General features: G+C 63.1%; 16 protein-coding genes. 4 read left to right on the plus strand and 12 right to left on the minus strand.

Going from position 1 to position 19,740, the window contains the following annotated elements:
• Nucleotides 1-69 precede the first annotated feature (69 nt).
• Entirely contained in the window at nt 70-381 is a 312-nt protein-coding gene (locus ACGLHT_RS13290; protein WP_015269114.1) for a hypothetical protein, read from the minus strand.
• A gap of 3 nt (nt 382-384) precedes the next feature.
• A complete protein-coding gene (gene purL, locus ACGLHT_RS13295) occupies nt 385-4,284 on the minus strand; it encodes a phosphoribosylformylglycinamidine synthase (RefSeq protein WP_274119705.1) in 3,900 nt (1,299 codons plus the stop codon).
• Between the two features lie 355 nt (nt 4,285-4,639).
• Between purL and mltF the strand changes: the two genes are divergently transcribed.
• Nucleotides 4,640-6,097 carry a membrane-bound lytic murein transglycosylase MltF gene (gene mltF, locus ACGLHT_RS13300; protein WP_013971158.1) on the plus strand — a complete coding sequence of 486 codons (1,458 nt, stop codon included), beginning with the start codon at nt 4,640-4,642 and terminating at the stop codon, nt 6,095-6,097.
• A gap of 111 nt (nt 6,098-6,208) precedes the next feature.
• On the opposite strand, the gene tadA is transcribed toward mltF, so the two are convergent.
• The 6 genes from tadA to ACGLHT_RS13330 form a co-directional block, all read right to left on the minus strand.
• The gene (gene tadA, locus ACGLHT_RS13305) at nt 6,209-6,688 is read right to left on the minus strand and encodes a tRNA adenosine(34) deaminase TadA (RefSeq protein WP_063911428.1); all 480 of its coding nucleotides are present in this window, start codon (nt 6,686-6,688) and stop codon (nt 6,209-6,211) included.
• A complete protein-coding gene (locus ACGLHT_RS13310; protein ID WP_137163090.1) occupies nt 6,688-8,070 on the minus strand; it encodes a multicopper oxidase family protein in 1,383 nt (460 codons plus the stop codon). Before ACGLHT_RS13310 ends, tadA begins: the two co-directional genes overlap by 1 nt.
• Before the next feature lie 89 nt (nt 8,071-8,159).
• A complete protein-coding gene (locus tag ACGLHT_RS13315) occupies nt 8,160-9,587 on the minus strand; it encodes a M48 family metallopeptidase (RefSeq protein WP_274119706.1) in 1,428 nt (475 codons plus the stop codon).
• Nucleotides 9,588-9,663: 76 nt separating this feature from the next.
• Complete coding sequence (locus ACGLHT_RS13320) at nt 9,664-10,362, minus strand: hypothetical protein (protein WP_274119707.1); 699 nt, start codon at nt 10,360-10,362, stop codon at nt 9,664-9,666.
• The gene (locus ACGLHT_RS13325; RefSeq protein WP_025337884.1) at nt 10,322-10,987 is read right to left on the minus strand and encodes a hypothetical protein; all 666 of its coding nucleotides are present in this window, start codon (nt 10,985-10,987) and stop codon (nt 10,322-10,324) included. Before ACGLHT_RS13325 ends, ACGLHT_RS13320 begins: the two co-directional genes overlap by 41 nt.
• Entirely contained in the window at nt 10,984-11,430 is a 447-nt protein-coding gene (locus ACGLHT_RS13330) for a hypothetical protein (RefSeq protein WP_274078578.1), read from the minus strand. Before ACGLHT_RS13330 ends, ACGLHT_RS13325 begins: the two co-directional genes overlap by 4 nt.
• A 177-nt stretch (nt 11,431-11,607) precedes the next feature.
• Here ACGLHT_RS13330 and ACGLHT_RS13335 point away from each other — a divergent pair, with 177 nt between their 5' ends.
• Together ACGLHT_RS13335 and ACGLHT_RS13340 are read left to right on the plus strand one after the other, a co-directional pair.
• Nucleotides 11,608-12,552, plus strand: a complete 945-nt coding sequence (locus ACGLHT_RS13335; RefSeq protein ID WP_274078577.1) for a helix-turn-helix transcriptional regulator — start codon at nt 11,608-11,610, stop codon at nt 12,550-12,552.
• Between the two features lie 139 nt (nt 12,553-12,691).
• Nucleotides 12,692-13,744: a type IV toxin-antitoxin system AbiEi family antitoxin gene (locus ACGLHT_RS13340; RefSeq protein WP_256220388.1), complete on the plus strand. Its 1,053-nt coding sequence runs from the start codon at nt 12,692-12,694 to the stop codon at nt 13,742-13,744.
• A 321-nt stretch (nt 13,745-14,065) separates the two neighbouring features.
• On the opposite strand, the gene guaA is transcribed toward ACGLHT_RS13340, so the two are convergent.
• From guaA to ACGLHT_RS13360, 4 genes are all read right to left on the minus strand, one after another.
• Nucleotides 14,066-15,643, minus strand: a complete 1,578-nt coding sequence (gene guaA / locus ACGLHT_RS13345; protein WP_013971139.1) for a glutamine-hydrolyzing GMP synthase — start codon at nt 15,641-15,643, stop codon at nt 14,066-14,068.
• Nucleotides 15,644-15,721: 78 nt separating this feature from the next.
• Nucleotides 15,722-17,191 (minus strand): IMP dehydrogenase, encoded by a 1,470-nt coding sequence (gene guaB, locus ACGLHT_RS13350; RefSeq protein ID WP_013971138.1) that lies wholly within the window; start codon nt 17,189-17,191, stop codon nt 15,722-15,724.
• A gap of 86 nt (nt 17,192-17,277) precedes the next feature.
• Nucleotides 17,278-17,835 carry a sugar ABC transporter ATPase gene (locus tag ACGLHT_RS13355; RefSeq protein ID WP_075043909.1) on the minus strand — a complete coding sequence of 186 codons (558 nt, stop codon included), beginning with the start codon at nt 17,833-17,835 and terminating at the stop codon, nt 17,278-17,280.
• 52 nt (nt 17,836-17,887) lie between these two features.
• Entirely contained in the window at nt 17,888-18,643 is a 756-nt protein-coding gene (locus tag ACGLHT_RS13360; RefSeq protein WP_137163085.1) for a sulfite exporter TauE/SafE family protein, read from the minus strand.
• Nucleotides 18,644-18,740: 97 nt separating this feature from the next.
• Here ACGLHT_RS13360 and ACGLHT_RS13365 point away from each other — a divergent pair, with 97 nt between their 5' ends.
• A complete protein-coding gene (locus ACGLHT_RS13365) occupies nt 18,741-19,619 on the plus strand; it encodes a LysR family transcriptional regulator (protein ID WP_274078575.1) in 879 nt (292 codons plus the stop codon).
• Nucleotides 19,620-19,740: the final 121 nt, after the last annotated feature.

Consider the following 19,740-nt stretch of genomic DNA (forward strand, 5'->3'; position numbering starts at 1 on the left):
TCGCACAATATCCGAGGGTTGTGCGATCCCTGTGGGAGCGGGTTTACCCGCGAATAGCCTTGATGCGGTCTAGAACTCGGCGAGCCGCCAGACTTCGTAGGCTGGCGTCTCGTACGGGTGGCTCTGCTTGAGTGCAGCGACGACCTGGGCAATCAGGTCGTCAGCCACCACCAGCTCCACCTTCCACTCCTCCACCACCTCGACCTGGCCGGTTTGCCCGAGGAACGGCTGGCTGCCGTCCAGCGGGCGGAACTGGCCCTGGCCCAGCGTCTGCCAGGCGCAGTGGTCATAGTCGCCGATGCGCCCGCCACCCGCGGCGAACACAGCGGCCTTGACCACTTCGACGTGGCTGGCGGGGACGAAGAAGGCGAGCTTGTACACGCCTTAGTTCACCCACACCCGTGCGTTACGGAACATACGCATCAGCGCGGCATCTTCCTGCCACTCATCCGGGCGCCAGGAGTTCTGCACAGCACGGAACACGCGCTCCGGGTGCGGCATCATGATGGTCACGCGGCCGTCGCGGCTGGTGAGGCCGGTGATACCACGCGGCGAGCCGTTCGGGTTGGCCGGGTAGGCTTCGGTGACCTTGCCGTGGTTGTCGACGTAGCGCAGGGCCACGCAACCGGACAGGTCGGCTGCCAGCAGTGCTTCTTCGCTGGCGAACTCGGCATGGCCTTCACCGTGGGCGATGGCGATCGGCATGCGCGAACCGGCCATGCCCTGCAGGAAGATCGAGTTGGACTTCTGCACTTCGACCATGGCCACACGCGCCTCGAACTGCTCCGAGCGGTTGCGCACGAAGTGCGGCCAGTGCTCGGTGCCCGGGATCAGCTCGTGCAGGTTGGACATCATCTGGCAACCGTTGCACACGCCCAGGGCGAAGCTGTCGGTACGCTCAAAGAAGGCCTGGAAGGCGTCACGGGCGCGGCTGTTGAACAGCGCCGACTTGGCCCAGCCTTCACCGGCACCCAGCACGTCGCCGTAGGAGAAGCCACCGCAGGCGACCAGGCCCTTGAAGGCCTCGAAGTCGACACGGCCAGCGAGGATGTCGCTCATGTGCACGTCGATGGCGGCGAAGCCGGCACGGTCGAAGGCGGCTGCCATCTCGACCTGGCCGTTGACGCCCTGCTCGCGCAGGATGGCCACTTGCGGGCGCACGCCCTTCTTGATGTACGGCGCGGCGATGTCGTCGTTGACGTCGAAGCCCAGCTTGACCGACAAGCCCGGGTTGTCTTCCTCGAGCAGCAGGTCGAATTCCTGGTCGGCGCAGTCGGCGTGGTCGCGCAGGCGCTGGATCTGGTAGCTGGTCTCGGCCCACTGGCGCTGCAGCATGCGGCGGTCGTCGTCGAACAGCACTTCGCCGTTCAGGCTGATGGACACTTCACCGTTGTTGACCGGCTTGCCGATCACCGCGACGCAGCCTTCACCCAGGCCAGCGGCGCTGAACTGTGCCAGTACATCGGGGGTGGCATCCTGGCGAACCTGGATGACCGCGCCCAGCTCTTCGTTGAAGAGGATGGCCGGCACGTCGCCCTGGCTGTCGGTCAGCGGGTCGAGGTGCAGGTCGAGGCCGCAGTGGCCGGCGAAGGCCATTTCCAGCACGGTGGTGACCAGGCCGCCGTCGGAGCGGTCGTGGTAGGCCAGCAGGTGGCCATCTTCGTTCAGGCCCTGGATCACGGCGAAGAACGCCTTCAGGTCTTCGGCGTCGTCGACGTCCGGTGCCTGGGCAGCGATCTTGCCGTAGGTCTGTGCCAGGATCGAGGCGCCCATGCGGTTCTTGCCGCGGCCCAGGTCGATCAGGATCAGGTCGGTCTCGCCCTTGTCCATGCGCAGTTGCGGGGTCAGGGTCTTGCGGATGTCGGTGACCGGGGCGAAGCCGGTGATGATCAGCGACATTGGCGAGGTAACGCTCTTCTCGACGCCCTCGTCGCTCCACTTGGTCTTCATCGACATCGAGTCTTTGCCGACCGGAATGGTAATGCCCAGCTCCGGGCACAGCTCCATGCCGACAGCCTTGACGGTGTCGTACAGGCGGGCGTCTTCACCTGGGTGGCCGGCGGCAGACATCCAGTTGGCCGACAGTTTGATGTCAGACAGCTTCTCGATGCGCGAGGCAGCCAGGTTGGTCAGTGTCTCGCCAATTGCCATGCGGCCGGACGCCGGGGCATCCAGCAGCGCCAGTGGGGTACGCTCGCCCATGGCCATGGCTTCACCGGTGTAGACGTCGAAGCTGGTGGCGGTGACGGCGCAGTCGGCCACCGGTACCTGCCACGGGCCGACCATCTGGTCACGAGCTACCAGGCCGGTGATGGTGCGGTCGCCGATGGTGATCAGGAAGCTCTTGCTGGCCACGGCCGGGTGGCTGAGGACGCGCTGAACGGCGTTGTCCAGGTCCAGCTTGCTCGGGTCGAAGTCATCGCCCAGCTCGGCTTCGCGGGTAACCGAACGGTGCATGCGTGGCGGCTTGCCCAGCAGTACGTCGAGCGGCATGTCTACCGGCGTGTTGCCGAAATGGCTGTCGCTTACGGTCAGGTGCTTCTCTTCAGTCGCTTCACCCACTACGGCAAACGGGCAACGCTCACGCTCGCAGATTGCCTTGAAGCGCTCGAAGTCGACGGCGCTGACCGCCAGCACGTAACGCTCCTGCGATTCGTTGCTCCAGATTTCGTGCGGGGCCATGCCCGGCTCGTCGTTGGGCACGTTGCGCAGTTCGAAGCGGCCACCACGGCCACCGTCGTTGACCAGCTCAGGGAAGGCGTTGGAGATACCGCCGGCGCCAACGTCGTGGATGAAGGCGATCGGGTTGTTGTCGCCCAGCTGCCAGCAGCGGTCGATGACCTCCTGGCAACGGCGCTCCATTTCCGGGTTTTCGCGCTGTACCGAAGCGAAGTCCAGGTCAGCCGAGCTGGCACCGGTAGCCACCGACGAAGCGGCGCCGCCGCCCAGGCCGATCAGCATGGCCGGGCCACCGAGCACGATCAGCTTGGCGCCGACGGTGATCTCGCCCTTCTGCACGTGGTCTTCACGGATGTTGCCCATGCCACCGGCCAGCATGATCGGCTTGTGGTAGCCGCGCACTTCTTCACCGTGCGGGGTGTTGATGGCCTGCTCGAAGGTACGGAAGTAGCCGGTCAGCGCCGGGCGACCGAATTCGTTGTTGAACGCAGCGCCACCCAGTGGGCCTTCGATCATGATGTCGAGGGCGTCGACGATGCGCTCAGGCTTGCCGTAGGCCTGCTCCCACGGCTGTTCGAAGCCCGGGATACGCAGGTTGGAAACGGTGAAGCCGGTCAGGCCTGCCTTGGGCTTGGCGCCACGGCCGGTCGCGCCTTCGTCGCGGATTTCACCGCCGGAGCCAGTGGAGGCGCCGGAGAACGGGGCGATGGCGGTCGGGTGGTTGTGCGTCTCGACCTTCATCAGGATGTGCACCGGCTCCTGCACCGCGCCGTACTGGCGGGTTTCAGGGTTCGGGAAGAAACGGCCGGCAACGTTGCCGACGATCACCGAGGCGTTGTCCTTGTACGCAGACAGCACACCTTCGTTGTGCATCTGGTAGGTGTTCTTGATCATGCCGAACAGGCTCTTTTCCTGAGCCTGGCCGTCGATGTCCCAACTGGCGTTGAAGATCTTGTGGCGGCAGTGCTCGGAGTTGGCCTGGGCGAACATCATCAGTTCGATGTCGTTCGGGTTGCGCTTGAGGCCCTGGAAGGCGTTGACCAGGTAGTCGATCTCGTCTTCGGCCAGGGCCAGGCCCAGGTCGATGTTGGCCTTGGCCAAGGCGTCACGGCCACCGGCGAGGATGTCCACCGAGGTCATCGGCTTGGGCTGGGCATGGCTGAACAGGTCAGCGGCCTGCTCCAGCTGGCCGAGCACGCGCTGGGTCATGCGGTCGTGCAGCTCGGCGGCGATCAGTTCGGCGTCGGCTTCGCTCAGGTTGCCGGCAACGTAGTAGGCGATACCGCGCTCCAGGCGCTGGATCGACTGCAGGCCGCAGTTGTGGGCGATGTCGCTGGCCTTGCTGGCCCACGGCGAAATGGTGCCCAGGCGCGGCACGACCAGGAACAGGCGGCCGCTCGGCTCCTGTACCGGCACGCTCGGGCCGTACTTGAGCAGACGCCCCAGCACCTGCTGCTGGTCGGCGGTCAGCTCGCCGTCGACATCGGCGAAGTGGGCAAATTCGGCATACAAACCAGTAACAGCGGGGACTTTCTGGCTCAGTTGCTCGAGTAATTTACCGTGGCGAAAGGCAGAAAGGGCAGGAGCGCCGCGCAGGATCAACATCGTCGGGACAGCCTCAGGAAGGGGTGTGCTTAGAGGCCGTGCATTCTAGCCTAATTCGAAGGGTTTCGGCACCCGCTCTAAGCCACGGCTGCCGGGCGGCGGAACCGGACTTGCGGGTCAAAAAAATACACCTGCCTCGCTCGCCCTGTAGGAGCGGCCTTGTGTCGCGATGGGGCGCGCAACGGCCCCGGATTTTCAGCTCCGCCGCAAATATCCCGGGGCCGCTGCGCGCCCCATCGCGACACAAGGCCGCTCCTACAAGGGGACCAGGCCGCCATTGCACATAAAGCGCTACCAGACAAGCTAACAGTTGTCGAGATATGGTTGGGCCAGTCCTTTGCGTATACTGCAACCTATGTTCGCCCACACTGCTTTGCGCCAGCGTTGCGCCAGATGGCTTTTCGCAACCGGACTCTTTCTGCTGCTCGGTGCCTGCGTTGAAAAACCCAGCACCCTCGAGCGCGTGAAGGAGGATGGCGTGCTGCGCGTGATCACCCGCAACAGCCCGGCTACCTACTTCCAGGACCGCAACGGCGAAACCGGCTTCGAGTACGAGCTGGTCCAGCATTTCGCCGAGGATCTCGGCGTGAAGCTGCAGATCGAGACCGCCGACAACCTCGACGAGCTGTACGACAGCCTCGGCAAGCCCTCCGGCCCGGTGCTGGCAGCGGCCGGCCTGGTCACCAGCGAGCGGCGCAAGGCCCAGGTCAGGTACTCCCACCCTTACCTGGAAGTGACCCCACAGGTCATCTACCGCAACGGCCGCACGCGCCCCACCAACGCCAAGGGCCTGGTCGGCAAGAAGATCATGGTGCTCAAGGGCAGCAGCCACGCCGACCAGCTGGCCGAGCTGAAAAAGCAGTACCCGGGCCTGGAATACGAAGAATCCGACGCCGTCGAGGTGGTCGACCTGCTGCGCATGGTCGACGAAGGCCAGATCGACCTGACCCTGGTCGACTCCAACGAGCTGGCGATGAACCAGGTGTACTTCCCCAACGTGCGGGTTGCCTTCGACCTGGGCGACACCCGCGACCAGCGCTGGGCGGTAGCGGCCGGTGAAGACAACAGCCTGCTCAACGAGGTCAACGAGTTCCTCGACAAGGCACAGAAGAACGGCACCCTGCAACGCCTGAAGGACCGCTACTACGGCCATGTCGACGTACTGGGCTATGTGGGTGCCTACACCTTCGCCCAGCACCTGCAGCAGCGCCTGCCCAAGTACGAGAAGCACTTCAAGAGCTACGCCAAGGTCGAGCAGGTGGACTGGCGCCTGCTGGCCGCCATCGGCTACCAGGAATCGATGTGGCAGCCCGAGGTCACCTCCAAGACCGGCGTGCGCGGCCTGATGATGCTGACCCAGCGCACCGCCCAGGCGATGGGCGTGTCCAACCGCCTGGACCCGAAGCAGAGCATCCAGGGCGGCGCCAAGTACTTCATGAAGATCAAGGAAGAGCTCGACGATAGCATCCAGGAACCGGACCGCACCTGGTTCGCCCTGGCCGCCTACAACGTCGGCACCGGCCACCTGGAAGACGCCCGCACCCTGGCCAAGCGCGAGAAGCTCAACCCGAACAAGTGGCTGGACGTGAAGAAGATGCTGCCGCGGCTTTCGCAGAAGCAGTGGTATCGGCAGACCAAATACGGTTATGCACGTGGCGGCGAGCCGGTGCATTTCGTGGCCAACATCCGTCGCTACTACGACATCCTCACCTGGGTGACCCAGCCGCAGCTCGAAGGCCAGGTGGCCGAGGGCAGCCTGCATGTGCCCGGGGTGAACAAGGACAAGCCGGCAGAGCAGTCGCCGCCGATGTAGGCCTGCACCGGCCTCTTCGCGGGTAAACCCGCTCCCACAGGTACATCACAGGTTTTGAAGATAGTGGTATTCCTGTGGGAGCGGGTTTACCCGCGAAGGGGCCGGAACAGGTCAAGACTTGGCCCGGCGAGCCTTGAAGAAGTCACTGAGGATCTGCCCGCACTCCTCCGCCAGCACCCCGCCCTCCACCATCACCCGGTGGTTCAGGAAGCCTTGCCCGAAGAACTGCCCCTGGCTCTGCACGATCCCCGCCTTGGGCTCCAGCGCGCCGTACACCACCCGCATCACCCGCGAATGCACGATCAACCCCGCACACATGCTGCACGGTTCCAGGGTCACATACAGGGTGCTGCCGGGCAGCCGGTAGTTGCTGGCGGATTTCGCCGCCGCGCGAATGGCCACCATCTCGGCGTGCGCACTGGGGTCACTGTCGATGATCGGCCGATTGAAGCCCTGCCCGATCACCTGCCCATGCTGCACCAGTACCGCGCCCACCGGCACCTCGCCCATGGCCGCGCCTTCGGCGGCCAGGGCCAGGGCCAGGCGCATGAATTCCTGATCGCGGCTGCGATCGATGATCTGCGGGCGCATCAGACCACCGCGATCGCGGCCATCAGGCCGGTTTCCATGTGGTCGATGACGTGGCAGTGGAACATCCAGGTGCCCGGGTTATCCGCCACCAGCGCCACCTGGGCGCGCTCGTTCTTGCCCAGCAGGTAGGTATCGGTGAACCACGGCTCCTTGATGTCGTGGCGGTTGGAGCCGATCACCTTGAAGCTCATGCCGTGCAGGTGGATCGGGTGCTGGTACTGGGTCATGTTCTTCAGCTCGAAGATGTAGCTCTTGCCCTTCTTCAGCGTGGCAATCGGCCGATCGGCGCAAGTCTTGTCGGTGATATCCCAGGCCTGGCCGTTGATCTGCCACATGCTCGACGGCCTATCCTGGTCCGTAGTGACCGAGACTTTCGCCGCCCACTCGAAATTGAAGTTGAGCTTTTCGGCATTCTCCAGGTCCGGCTCGGCGATCGGGTTGGGCGGTAGCGCCGGCGGCCAGTCGCTCGGCGCGTCGTTACTGGCCACCGAACGCAGGGTGCCCAGGCGCACGAAACCGTCGCGCAGGGAGATCTCCTCCCCCGCCTCGGGAATACGGATAGCCAGGCAGATACGCATGCCTGGGCCGAGCCAGTAGTCATCGTCCAATGGGCGCGGGGTTACCGGGTTGCCGTCCAGGGCATAGATTCTTGCCTCGCAGTTGCCCTTGAGGTTGATGCGGTAGGTCCAGGTGTTGTCCAGGTTAAGCAGACGCACCCGCACAACCTGGCCGGCTGGCAGCTCGGTGACCGAATCGGCCTGGCCATTGATGGTGATCAGGCGCCCGGCGGTGCCGTTGCGCGCCGCCTCACGCGGGATGCTGAACGGCAACCAGGCGCCCTGCTCGTCCACGTGCCAGTTCTTCAGGCTGAGCGTGCGCTCATGCTGGAAGCCGGTCGGCTCGCGCTCCTCGACGATCAGCGGGCCGACCAGGCCACGGCCCAGCTCTTCGGAGCTGCTGACGTGCGGGTGGTACCAGTAACTGCCGGCATCCGGCACACGGAACTTGTAGTCGAAATACTCGCCCGGCTTGACCGGCAGTTGCGACACATAGGGCACGCCGTCCATTTCCAGCGGCAGGCGGATACCGTGCCAGTGGATGGTGGTTTCGACCGGCAGGTGGTTGATGAAGCGCACCCGCAGCCAGGTACCCTGGCGCACGCGCAGTTCGGTACCCGGTGCCGACGGGCCGAAGGCCCAGGCCTCGGTCTTGTGCCCAGGCACCAGTTCCACGTCCAAGGGCGCTGCGATCAGCTCGTAGTCATGGCCGGCGTTGTCATCTTCGACCTTGCCCAGCCAGTAACGCGCCGCGCCACCGGCGCCCAGGCCAACCACAACCAGGCCGGTCAGGCCCTTGAGCATTTGTCGACGGGTGAAGGACATCGGTGCGGGTACCTCGTGTTCTGCGCAATCAAGCTGCCAGCATGGCTGACGATGAAGGGCGAATACGATACACCTGCAAATGGGAAATATTAAGTGAAGTCTCTTTGGATGCTACCAGCAGCCTTGCTATCGCACGTGCTGTCGGGGGCCAGACAAAGGTCGTTGAACCATTGCTGGTCCCCAACGGACGGCACGCGCAAGGCCACCTGCAGCAAGTGCGGGTCGAGCAGGATGTCCAGGTTGTTCAGACGCGTGGCTATGTCGGGGTGCGTATCGAACGGATGAGTAGTGGCCAGCCCCAACACTTCCTCGCCCAGTTGCAACGGCGTGCCTTGCAGGTGCGCCGCCAGCGCCTGCAAAAGGTTGCTGCCACCGTGTGCGACCAACAAGCCGTCGATCACCTGACCCAGGGCAATCACCCGTAACAGCGCCTGTACGAACAGCTTCGGGCCAGCGACCTCGGCACCTGCCCGATCAGCCAGCAATTCCTGTGCACGCCCCCAGTGATGAACCGCAAGCTGGAAATGGTGCAAGAACTGCCCGGCCAGCCACAAGGTGGGCCGAACCACCCAGCGCGGAGCATCCTCGTCGCCGACCATGGCCGAATAATGCGCGCACATCAGGCTGAATCGCGCACTGGTTTCGCTGCCCCGCTCCGTATCACGGCGCCTGAAATGGCCCAGTTCGTGACCGATGATCGAGGCCGCCTCGGCCTGGCTCAAGGCGGCCAGGCAAGGTAGAGGCAGATACAATGTGCGCCCCCTGAGGACCTGCCCGTCGGGCTGCAGCAGGATCGGGACGCTGGTGACGAAAAACCCTTGGTCAAGCCCGACCACGATATGGTCCGGGGCCGGCGCGTGCAGTTGCGCTGCCAAGGTCTCGATCCACTGCCACACCGCTGGAGTCGCCTGCCTGCCGAGCGGGCGGGCTAGAAAACTGGCGGTCGGAGACTGCATCAGCGGCCACTGCCGACGCATTCGCCAGACCTGGCGAACACACACAACCAGAACAGAGGCCAGCGGCAGCACCACGATCAGCACCGTCATGCCGCCCTGCGCTGCGCGGCTCGCTCCGGAACTTGCCTCGTAGAGCAACGACAGGCAAAGCGAACCGGCAAGCATGACCATGTAAATGCTCAAGCAACAGCCCAGGCCCTGCCAGCTGGCCATCATGCGCTCATGCAGGTAGGCCGCAGAACGCAGCGCCCGCCAGGCGTCCAACTTCAGCTTGAGCCAGGCCCAGAGGCCTGCCAGCAAAGCGGCCACCGCCAGCCAGCAGCTCACACTGGCCATCATCTTGCGTACGCTTACCCAGTGGCGATCCGCATCGAGCAGGTCCAGTTGGCGCTGCAGGGCCTGCCGCGGATCGAGATGCCTGGCAAGCTCCTTGCGGGCTTCCCACGGCAATTGCCGTAGCAACGTCTCACTGGGGGCAGCCAGCCATTGCCGTATGGTCCGGGCCTGATCCTGCGCCGTGTCAGCCCGCCAGTACTGCACTTTACCCCAGCCGAACAGCACCAGTGGCAGCAGCAGCAGGATCAGGCCCCAACCGAAGCGCCTCATTGCCCCATAGCGCCAATGGTCACGATCAGGCTCATCTGGCCGCTTCACCCAGACGCGCCACGCCCGGATACAACTGCGCCAACGTACGCCTGGCCTGGGCCGCTTGCACATAGGCATAAAGCAGATCCACCAGTTCCTGCAGGCCAAGGCGTCGCCCGGCCACGACGGGCGTGCACAACCACAGCCTGACGCGCAAGCCGCCCGCGACGACCACCGCGTCAGGCGAGGCCAGCGCCCTGAAACAGGCCGGTGCCAGCGCTGGTGCATGGCTGAACGCCGACACGGTAAAGATCAGCCGGGTGGTGAAGTAACCCTGCTCGACCTCGAAACCGTCGAAGGAATGCAGTGGGGTCGGCGCCTGCGCGTTGGCGAAGCACAGGGTATCTGGCGTTACGCTCAGCACTCGCTTGCCGTGCCGGCGGTATAGCACGACGGCGCAGGCTAGCCCCGCCACCCCGACGCCGGCCAGGCCGAGACCGAAACCAGACATCAGCCAGAGGACACCGCTGCTGGCACCGGGACTGAACTGCACCGCCAGAGCGGTCAGCCATATCCCCAGTGCACCGAACAGCAGGCCAATCACAGCGCAGGCCAGCGCCTTGCCGAGCGAGCGCTCCAGCAGTACAAAGCTGTCGGTGGGGCCATCAGCCTGCTCCTGCAGGTACGCGAGGTGGGCTTCGCGTTCGCCGTTATCCATCGGTCTGCAACAGATCCAGTTGCCGTTGCGCATGTGCCGCATCGCGGTAGGCCGCCAGCAGCGCGAGCACTTCCTCGTTCCCCAGCTTGCGTCCGTTGCTCGCCAGGCCTGCGGACATGATGCGGATCTGCGGTCGCGGTTTCTTCAACACCATGGCCTGGTTACCGAAGAACTGCAGTTTCACCACATGATGCTTTGGCAGGACGGCTTCGCTGCTCATTTCCAGCGTCTGCACCATGACCAGCCCTTCATCCTTGACCGAAACGTCTTCCACTTCCGCCAGGTCTACCGGTGCATCCAGCGTATCGACAAACAATTGCCGGCGGGTCAGGCGCATGAATACCTGGGTACCGGCATTACGGTGTTGCCAGGTCACCGCTGCTGCAATCAAGGTGATGAAGACACCAGCTGCAACTGCCCCCAAGCGTTCAGGGTTGAATGTCACGGCCGTGATGATCAGGGAACCCAGCAACAATATTGGCCCCCAGACCCGGTAACGCCGGGAGTTGGTGAACTCGCTCTGCTCGGGCACGCGCTCGATCACTTGCTTGAGCTCAGCGATCACTCGGTCGCGCTGGGCGGCACGGCTTTGCTCATAGTCCTGGCCGAGCGAGCCAGACAGTTCGGACAGCGGGTCGTTGAACTCGCCCATGGTCATTGCGCCTCCGTGTTCTGTGCTGCCAGGTAATCGGTAAGGAATGCCTGGGCATTGCCCTGATGCGACAGCCCTTCCGAATAGCCGACCTGCATTGCCTGAGCCTCACCCGGCAGATACAGTTCGCCGCCCCAGTTGCCCTGGATGATCAGCACAACGTATTTCTTGCCATCCACGGTGGTGGAGTAACGGGTATCCCTGCTGGTTTTCTCCACCTGCATTTTCTGGATGCGCATGTTCCAGTCGTGATCGACGCCCTCGATTTGTACCAGCGCTTCGTTGGCGGCGCGTTCACCGATGCGCAGCGTCCACACCTTGGCACCTTGCGTCCCCGTGTAGGCAATTACCTGGTCAGCCACTTCCGGCCGTTCTTCAGCGTGAACCTGGCCCAGCCACAGGCTGAGCGCAGCCACCAGAAGGGCAGTCCATTTGCGATAAGCGAGCATGTCTTTTCCATCCTGAATCGGAACAAACGCCCATTGAAATAAGCCTGGTCCGAATAGCCAACCCCGCTGACCGGTTCGCACAACAGACAGCGCCGTGCGCACAATGGCTGTCGCTGAAAATGTGCACGCGTTACCATTTCCGGCCATGCCGCCCTCAGCCAAGGATGCCTAGCGCACATGCGATCGATCAGCCCCTACCTCGACACCGACTTTTCATTCGATAGCCCCGGGTCACTCGCCGAGGCCGGTGTACTGGACGCGAGCAGCGCACGGGTGATGGGCAGCGCGTCCGGCCACTATCGGGCGCAGACGGTACACGACGGGTTGCAGTACTTCGATTGCAACCTGCAATTTCCGGAGCCGCTGAAGATCGACAAAGTGCTGCCGCAAAGCCTGTGCATCGTGCAGGTGTTCGACGGGGCGTGGCAGCACACGGTGGACGGAAGGCTCAACAGTTATGCCCCTGGCGAATTGCACATACTGGGCCTTGGTGAAAGCCTGGAGGCGCAGGACCAATTGCCCGCCAACAGTCACGCCCGTATGGCCGGGGTACGTATTGCTGGCGATTACCTGCACGAGCTGGCCCGGGACGACGCGCAGCTGAAGCCTCTGCTGGCGCTGGTCGCCGATGGCATGCGCTTCGACCAGTTGCCACAGTGCCCAGCGGTGAGCCGCCTGTTCCAGCAGCTCTATCTGTCGCCCTACACCGGCGGGCTCAGGCGCCTGCATTGCGAGAGCCTGAGCCTGGCCATCGTGCTGGAGCTGGCCAACCACCTGATCGGGCACAGGTCTGCCGAGAAGATTCAGGACCGGGGGCGCCGCGATCTGGCCGTTGAAACGCGCCGCCAGCTCGACGAAAACCTGAACGCCCCGCCCACTGCTGCAGCCCTCGCTCGCCAATTGGGGGTGAGCGAAACCACCATGCGCCGCGCGTTCAGCCACGAATACGGCCGGTCGCTCCTGCAATACGTTCGGCAACAAAGAATGGAACTGGCCCGCGCCCTTCTGCTGGAGCGTCGATGGCAGGTATCGCAGGTTGCCTACCATGTCGGCTACGCCAACCCTGCCAATTTCTGCCATGCCTACAAGGCGTATTTCGGGCATTCTCCCGGGGCCGAGTAGGGTTCCAGGCTCCCTGTATCTCGAATTTCAGTCAAAAAGATGTTTTCAACAAGCGCTGAAATTGGTGATTCGACTGAAAAACTTGACAGATTTTCATTAAAAGCCCTATTTTCAACGGATGATGAAATTAGCAGATCCAATGAAAATTGAAGAGCGGTCTGCCGATGCACTCCGCAGCATCCTGGCCGAGGTCCCGGCTGCCGAGCGGCTGGAAGTCAGCTTAGCCAAGCGAAACGACGAAATAGACCTGGTCGCCCAACTCGAGGTATTCGGCGAACGGCACACACTGGTAGCTGAGGTGAAATCAAATGCGCAACCTCGTCATGTTCGCGCTGCGCTACTCCATCTACAGGACTATGTACGGCGCCAGCCTGAGTCGGTAGTCCCTGTACTGATCGCGCCCTATTTGTCAGTCGAAGCTCAAGCATTGTGCAGGCAGTACAACGTCGCGTATCTCGACCTGGAGGGGAATGCCCGGTTTGCCTTTGGCACGTTCTTCATTTCTCGTCAGGTCGCCAGCAAACCAACAGCCGAACGACGTGAACTGCGCTCCTTGTTCAAGCCAAAGTCAGCTCAGGTATTACGGCGCCTTCTGCGTGAGCCTGCGCACCCATGGCGAGTTGCTGAGCTGGCGGAAGCAGCTGGTGTCAGTCTCGGCCTGGTGAGCAACGTTCGCTCAGGGCTGCTGGACCGTGAGTGGGCCGAACGCTCAGAGCAAGGGATATTCCTGTCTGATCCTGATGCTTTACTCGATGCCTGGCGCGAGGATTACGAACCGCCCCCACACAAACGAATAGGCTTTTACACGACGCTGCATGGCGCATTGTTTGACGAAGCTATCCGTACGCTTCATCCACAGCAAGACGGGAAAGTAACTGCAGCAATGGCTTCGTTTACCGCAGCAATGTGGCTGGCACCGTATGGACGCACTGGAACCCACTACTTCTACGCCGATTTGCAGGGGATGGAAAAACTGCGCTCGACTCTGAAACTATCTCCCAGTAACAAAGGGGAGAACGTGATCGTTTATCTGCTTGATGATCAAGGATTATTAGACGACATCGTGGAGCCCGCCCCCGGAGTCATTTGCACCAGCCCTGTGCAGACCTACCTTGATCTCTCCAAATCGGGAGAGCGAGGACGCGAGGCGGCTGATTTTCTTCGACAAGAGAAACTGAAATGGTCGAAATGAGCCAGTGGAAAGGCCGGCTATACATTTATCGCCAAAAAGTTCGACTGCGTAGAGGGCTTTGGCCCCACTTGTGTACGCGGCTTTGTTGAAGAAACACAGATCTTGGGCGATCGCACCCCAGAACAGTGGCAGCTAGATGCGTTTGGGCAGGTCGATGCGTGGCTTCGGGCTTTGGGTATTCGATAGCGAACAAGGACCAGAAAAAGGTTCCGACCGGAGCCAGCCTGCCAAATTGTCAGACTGCTAAAACCAGAAGCCCGCAATCAAGCGGGCTTCTGGACTTTGTACGCAAGTCGCTGCCGGTTTATGCCGGACGCGGGATCATTCCCACTCGATAGTGGCCGGCGGCTTGCTCGACACGTCGTAGGTAACGCGCGAGATACCGTCGATTTCGTTGATGATACGGCCGCTGACGGTTTCCAGCAGTTCGTACGGCAGGTGCGCCCAGCGCGCGGTCATGAAATCCACGGTCTCGACGGCACGCAGGGCCACGACCCAGGCGTAGCGACGGCCATCGCCAACGACGCCAACCGACTTGACCGGCTGGAACACCACGAATGCCTGGCTGGTCTTGTGGTACCAGTCGGCCTTGCGCAGCTCTTCGATGAAGATGTGGTCGGCGCGACGCAGGATGTCGGCGTATTCCTTCTTCACTTCACCGAGGATACGCACGCCCAGGCCCGGGCCCGGGAACGGGTGGCGGTAGACCATGTCGTACGGCAGGCCCAGCTCCAGGCCGATCTTGCGCACTTCGTCCTTGAACAGTTCACGCAGCGGCTCGACCAGCTTGAGGTTCATTTCCTCAGGCAGGCCACCGACGTTGTGGTGCGACTTGATCACGTGGGCCTTGCCGCTCTTGGCGCCAGCCGATTCGATCACGTCCGGGTAGATGGTGCCCTGGGCGAGGAACTGGATGTTTTCCAGCTTGCTGGCTTCGGCATCGAACACGTCGATGAAGGTGCGGCCGATGATCTTGCGCTTCTTCTCCGGGTCGGCTTCGCCGGCCAAGTTGTCGAGGAACTGCTTTTCAGCGTCGGCGCGGATGACCTTGACGCCCATGTTCTCCTTGAACATGGCCATCACCTGGTCGCCTTCGTGCAGGCGCAGCAGGCCGTTGTCGACGAATACGCAAGTCAGTTGGTCGCCGATGGCGCGGTGCAGCAGTGCGGCAACGACGGAGCTGTCGACGCCGCCGGACAGGCCCAGCAGGACGTTGGCCGAACCAACCTGCTCACGCACCTGGGCAATGGCGTCTTCGACGATGTTGGACGGAGTCCACAGGGCTTCACAGCCGCAGATGTCCTGCACGAAGCGGGACAGGATGCGACCGCCCTGCTTGGTGTGGGTCACTTCCGGGTGGAACTGCACGCCGTAGTAGCCGCGCGCGTCGTCGAACATGCCGGCGATCGGGCAGCTCGGGGTGCTGGCCAGTACGTGGAAGTTGCCCGGCATCTGGGTGACCTTGTCGCCGTGGCTCATCCACACGTCCAGGCCCAGTACGCCGTCGGCGTCGATGTGGTCTTCGATGCCGTCGAGCAGGCGGCTCTTGCCGACCACGTCCACGCGGGCATAACCGAATTCACGCAGGTCGGAACCTTCGACCTTGCCGCCCATCTGCTCGGCCATGGTCTGCATGCCGTAGCAGATGCCCAGCACGGGTACGTTCAGGTCGAACACCGCCTGCGGGGCGCGCGGGCTGTTGGCTTCGTGGACCGACTCGGGGCCGCCGGCGAGGATGATGCCGCGCGGGTTGAATTCGCGGATCGCTTCATCGTCCATGTCGAACGGATGCAGCTCGCAGTACACGCCGATTTCGCGCACGCGGCGGGCGATCAGCTGGGTGTACTGGGAACCGAAATCGAGGATCAGGATGCGGTGAGCGTGAATGTCGAGGGCCATGACTCAATCTCGTCAGTGGAAATCGGAAACGACGCGGGGCTGTCATGACAGCCCCGCATGCTTGTATTGCTTGAAGCCTCAGCCTACGCGGTAGTTAGGGGCTTCTTTGGTGATCTGCACGTCATGCACGTGGGACTCGGCCATGCCGGCACCGGTGATGCGCACGAATTCCGGCTTGGTGCGCATCTCTTCGATGGTTGCGCTGCCGGTGTAGCCCATGGACGAACGCAGGCCGCCCATCAGCTGGTGGATGATCGCGGCCAGGGCGCCCTTGTAGGGAACACGGCCTTCGATGCCTTCCGGTACCAGCTTCTCGGCGCCGGCCGAGGAGTCCTGGAAGTAGCGGTCGGACGAGCCTTGCGCCTGTGCCATGGCACCCAGCGAGCCCATGCCGCGGTAGGCCTTGTAGGAACGGCCCTGGAACAGTTCGACTTCACCCGGAGCCTCTTCGGTACCGGCGAACATCGAACCCATCATCACGCAGGAAGCGCCGGCGACGATGGCCTTGGACAGGTCACCCGAGAAGCGGATGCCGCCGTCGGCGATCAGCGGCACGCCAGTGCCTTCCAGTGCAGCGGCAACGTTGGCGATGGCGCTGATTTGCGGCACGCCGACACCGGCAACGATACGGGTGGTGCAGATCGAGCCCGGGCCGATACCGACCTTGACCGCGTCAGCGCCAGCTTCGGCCAGAGCCTTGGCGGCAGCGCCGGTGGCGATGTTGCCGCCGATCACCTGCACTTGCGGGTAGGTTTCCTTGACCCAGCGAACGCGGTCGATCACACCTTTGGAGTGACCGTGGGCGGTGTCGACCACCACCACGTCAACGCCAGCAGCCACCAGGGCGGCAACGCGCTCGCCGGTGTCCTTGCCGGTGCCGACCGCGGCGCCGACGCGCAGGCGACCCTGGTCGTCCTTGCTGGCCAGCGGGTAGGCCTTGGCCTTTTCGATGTCCTTGACGGTCATCATGCCCTTGAGGTTGAACTTGTCGTCAACGATCAGGACTTTTTCCAGGCGGTGCTTGTGCAGCAGCTCACGGACTTCGTTCTTGTCGGCGCCTTCGCGGACGGTGACCAGACGCTCTTTCGGGGTCATCACGTCGCGGACCTTGGCGTCCAGGCGGCTTTCGAAGCGCACGTCACGGGAGGTGACGATGCCGACCAGGTCGCCGTTCGCCAGCACCGGAACGCCGGAGATGTTGTTCAGGCGGGTCAGGTCGAACAGGTCGCGCACGGTGGCGTCGGCGTCGATGGTGATCGGGTCCTTGACCACGCCAGCCTCGAACTTCTTGACCTTGCGGACTTCGCTGGCCTGCTGTTCGATGGTCATGTTCTTGTGGATGATGCCGATGCCGCCTTCCTGGGCCATGGCAATGGCCAGGCGCGCTTCGGTCACGGTATCCATGGCAGCGGAAACCAGCGGAATGTTCAGCTCGATGCCGCGGGTCAAACGGGTCTTGAGACTGACTTCATTGGGCAGTACCTCGGAATAGCCAGGTACAAGGAGGATATCGTCGAAGGTCAGGGCTTCTTGGCTGATACGCAGCATCGCGGGGGCTCCCGGGCGGGAAAAATGGAAGCGCGCCATTATACTCATGCACGGCGCGCCGCTCAATGCAAAATAAGGGCCTTCGGTCAGCCTTGTGGCAGTTTTACCTGTACCACGGTCACCGGCTGGTCGAGCCAGTCGGCGAAGCTGTCGAGAAAGGCCTGGGTGAACCCGGCCTCGCCCCAGTTGTTGAAGATGAACCCCAGGTTGGAAAAGGCACATGGCTGCAGGTAAATGAAGCCATTGATGTCATCTTCGAAGCCGCACAACGGGCAGGTGAAGTTGTCGCTCACCGCCGGCATCCATTCTTCCAGGCTTTCGAACAGCGGCTCACCCACCTCGCGCCGGCACTCGGGGCAACCGGCCTCTTCGAGGAAACCTTCGGTAGGGGTATAGATGCAGCGCTTGAGCATTACCTCCAGGCCGTTGACCTGCTCGCCGAAGGGCAGTTTCTGCGGGTGCAGGGCCACTTTGCGGGCACCTTCGGCCAGGGCATGGCCCATGCGGTTGCCGGTGCGGCCACAGGTGGTCAGCTGTTCCTCGACGACTTTCTCGCGCACCAGCCAGCGCAGGATGGCGCGGGCCCGGGCTTCGTGCACCGGGACGGTAGACAGCTTGGGAACGATGATGCTCTGGGTGTTCATGAACGGGACAAGCCTGAAAAAACTGCGGTATTGGCGCAATTCTACCGCCTGCTCAGGCGCTCAGGTAGCGACCGATCAGCGCCAGGCCGCTGGCCAGCACCAGCCAGGTGACCAGGCGCACGAAAGCTTCGCGGGACAGCCGGTGGGTGAGCCTGCGCCCTACCCAGAGGCCGACGAGCATGACCGGCAACAGGCAGGCGGCGAGCAGCAGCAGGTTCTGGTCGGCATAGACACCTGCGATCAGGAACAGTGTCAGGCGCACCACCGTACTGCAACTGATCAGCGCGCTCTGGGTAGCGCGCACCTGCTCCTTCACCTCCAGCCGCGCGCTCAGGTACAGGGCATAAAGGAAGCCGCCGCTGCCGAACAAGGCACCGAACAGCCCGCCTGCCGTGCCCATCGGCATTGCCCAGAAACCCGACAAACTGGCCGGCCGCACCTTCACCGCCAGCCCGTACAAGGCATAGGCCGTGACGAACAGGCCCATCAGCAGCAGCAACAGGTCGGACTTCAGCTGTAGCAGGAATACCACGCCCAGCGTGCAGCCAATGGCCATGAACGGCAGCAGCCGCAGCAGTTCGCCGCGCACGACATCACGGCGCGAGGGCAACAGGTTGCCGAAGGCGGCGACGAAGTCCAGCAGCACCAGCAGCGGGATGATCCGCGACAGCGGCATGAAGTGGATCAGCACTGGGCCGGCCACCAGCGCGGTGCCGAAACCGGCGATGCCGAAGACGATGTAGGCAGCGCCGACACCAAGCAGGATGGACAGCCAGTCAAGGCCGGAAAACGACAGTTGGGCGAGCATGGCAGCAGCTCCTGGGAAGACAGGCAAAGGTTAGCCAGCCATGAGCCATGCCGACTAATATGCCTTTGTCGCCACACTCATCTCGAAAAGGCATGACATGACGTCGATCCGCCAATTGCGTTACTTCGTGGAAATCGCCGAATGCGGCAGCTTCAGCGCTGCCGCCGAGCGGCTGTACATCGCCCAGTCGGCGCTGAGCCGGCAGATCAAGGAACTGGAGCAGCAACTGGGCACGCCGCTGTTCGAGCGCACAGCGCGCCTGCCGCGGCTGACACTGGCTGGCCAGGCCTTCCTGGAACGGGCGCGGCGCTTGCTGGCCGACCTGGCGCAGGCCGAGAGGGTTACCCGCGATATTGGCGAAGGGTTGCAGGGCAGCCTGCGCCTGAACCACTCCAGTACCGTACCGCTGACCGGCCCGTTGCTGGCTCGCCTGGGCGGCTACTTGCGCGACAACCCAGGGGTTTCGCTGGAAATTGCCCAGCAGTCGTCGGAGGCGCAACTGGAGGATATCGCTGCCGGGCGGTTGGATATCGGCCTGCTGCGCTTGCCGGTGCTGCGCCAGCATGAAGGGGTGGTGCTGCATGAACTGTTCAGCGAACCCCTGCTGCTGGCGGTCGCCGCCGCGCATCCCTTGGCCAGCGCGCCACAGGTGAAACTGGAACAACTGCGGGAAGAGCGCTTCATTTCCATTCCGCACCGGGACCGTGGCGGGCTGAGCTACCTGTCGGCCTCGATGTGCATGGAGGCAGGCTTTTTCCCGCGCGCGGCGCAGGTGCTGTCGCGCAAGACCACCCAGTTGCAGCTGATTCAGGCGGGGTTTGGGGTGGCGTTGTTGCCGGAATGCATGCGTGAGATTGCGCCAGCCTCAGTCAGCTTCGTGGCGCTGGAAGGAGGGTGTAAGAGTACTGTGGCGATGGCTTGCAGGCGGGATGCAGGTTCGATGGTGCGCCAGTTCGTGACGGCGATGCAGGCCTGAAAGGCCTGCCCCCATAGAACTGCACATAACTCATTGAATTAGCAGGGCCCTGTGGGAGCGGCTTTAGCCGCGAACACCGGCGCAGCCGGTGCCATGCACCGCGTTGGATTCTTCGCGGCTA

Origin of the sequence: Pseudomonas sp. PsB (genome assembly GCF_043658375.1) — a bacterium.
GTDB classification, from domain to species: Bacteria; Pseudomonadota; Gammaproteobacteria; order Pseudomonadales; family Pseudomonadaceae; genus Aquipseudomonas; species Aquipseudomonas putida_Z.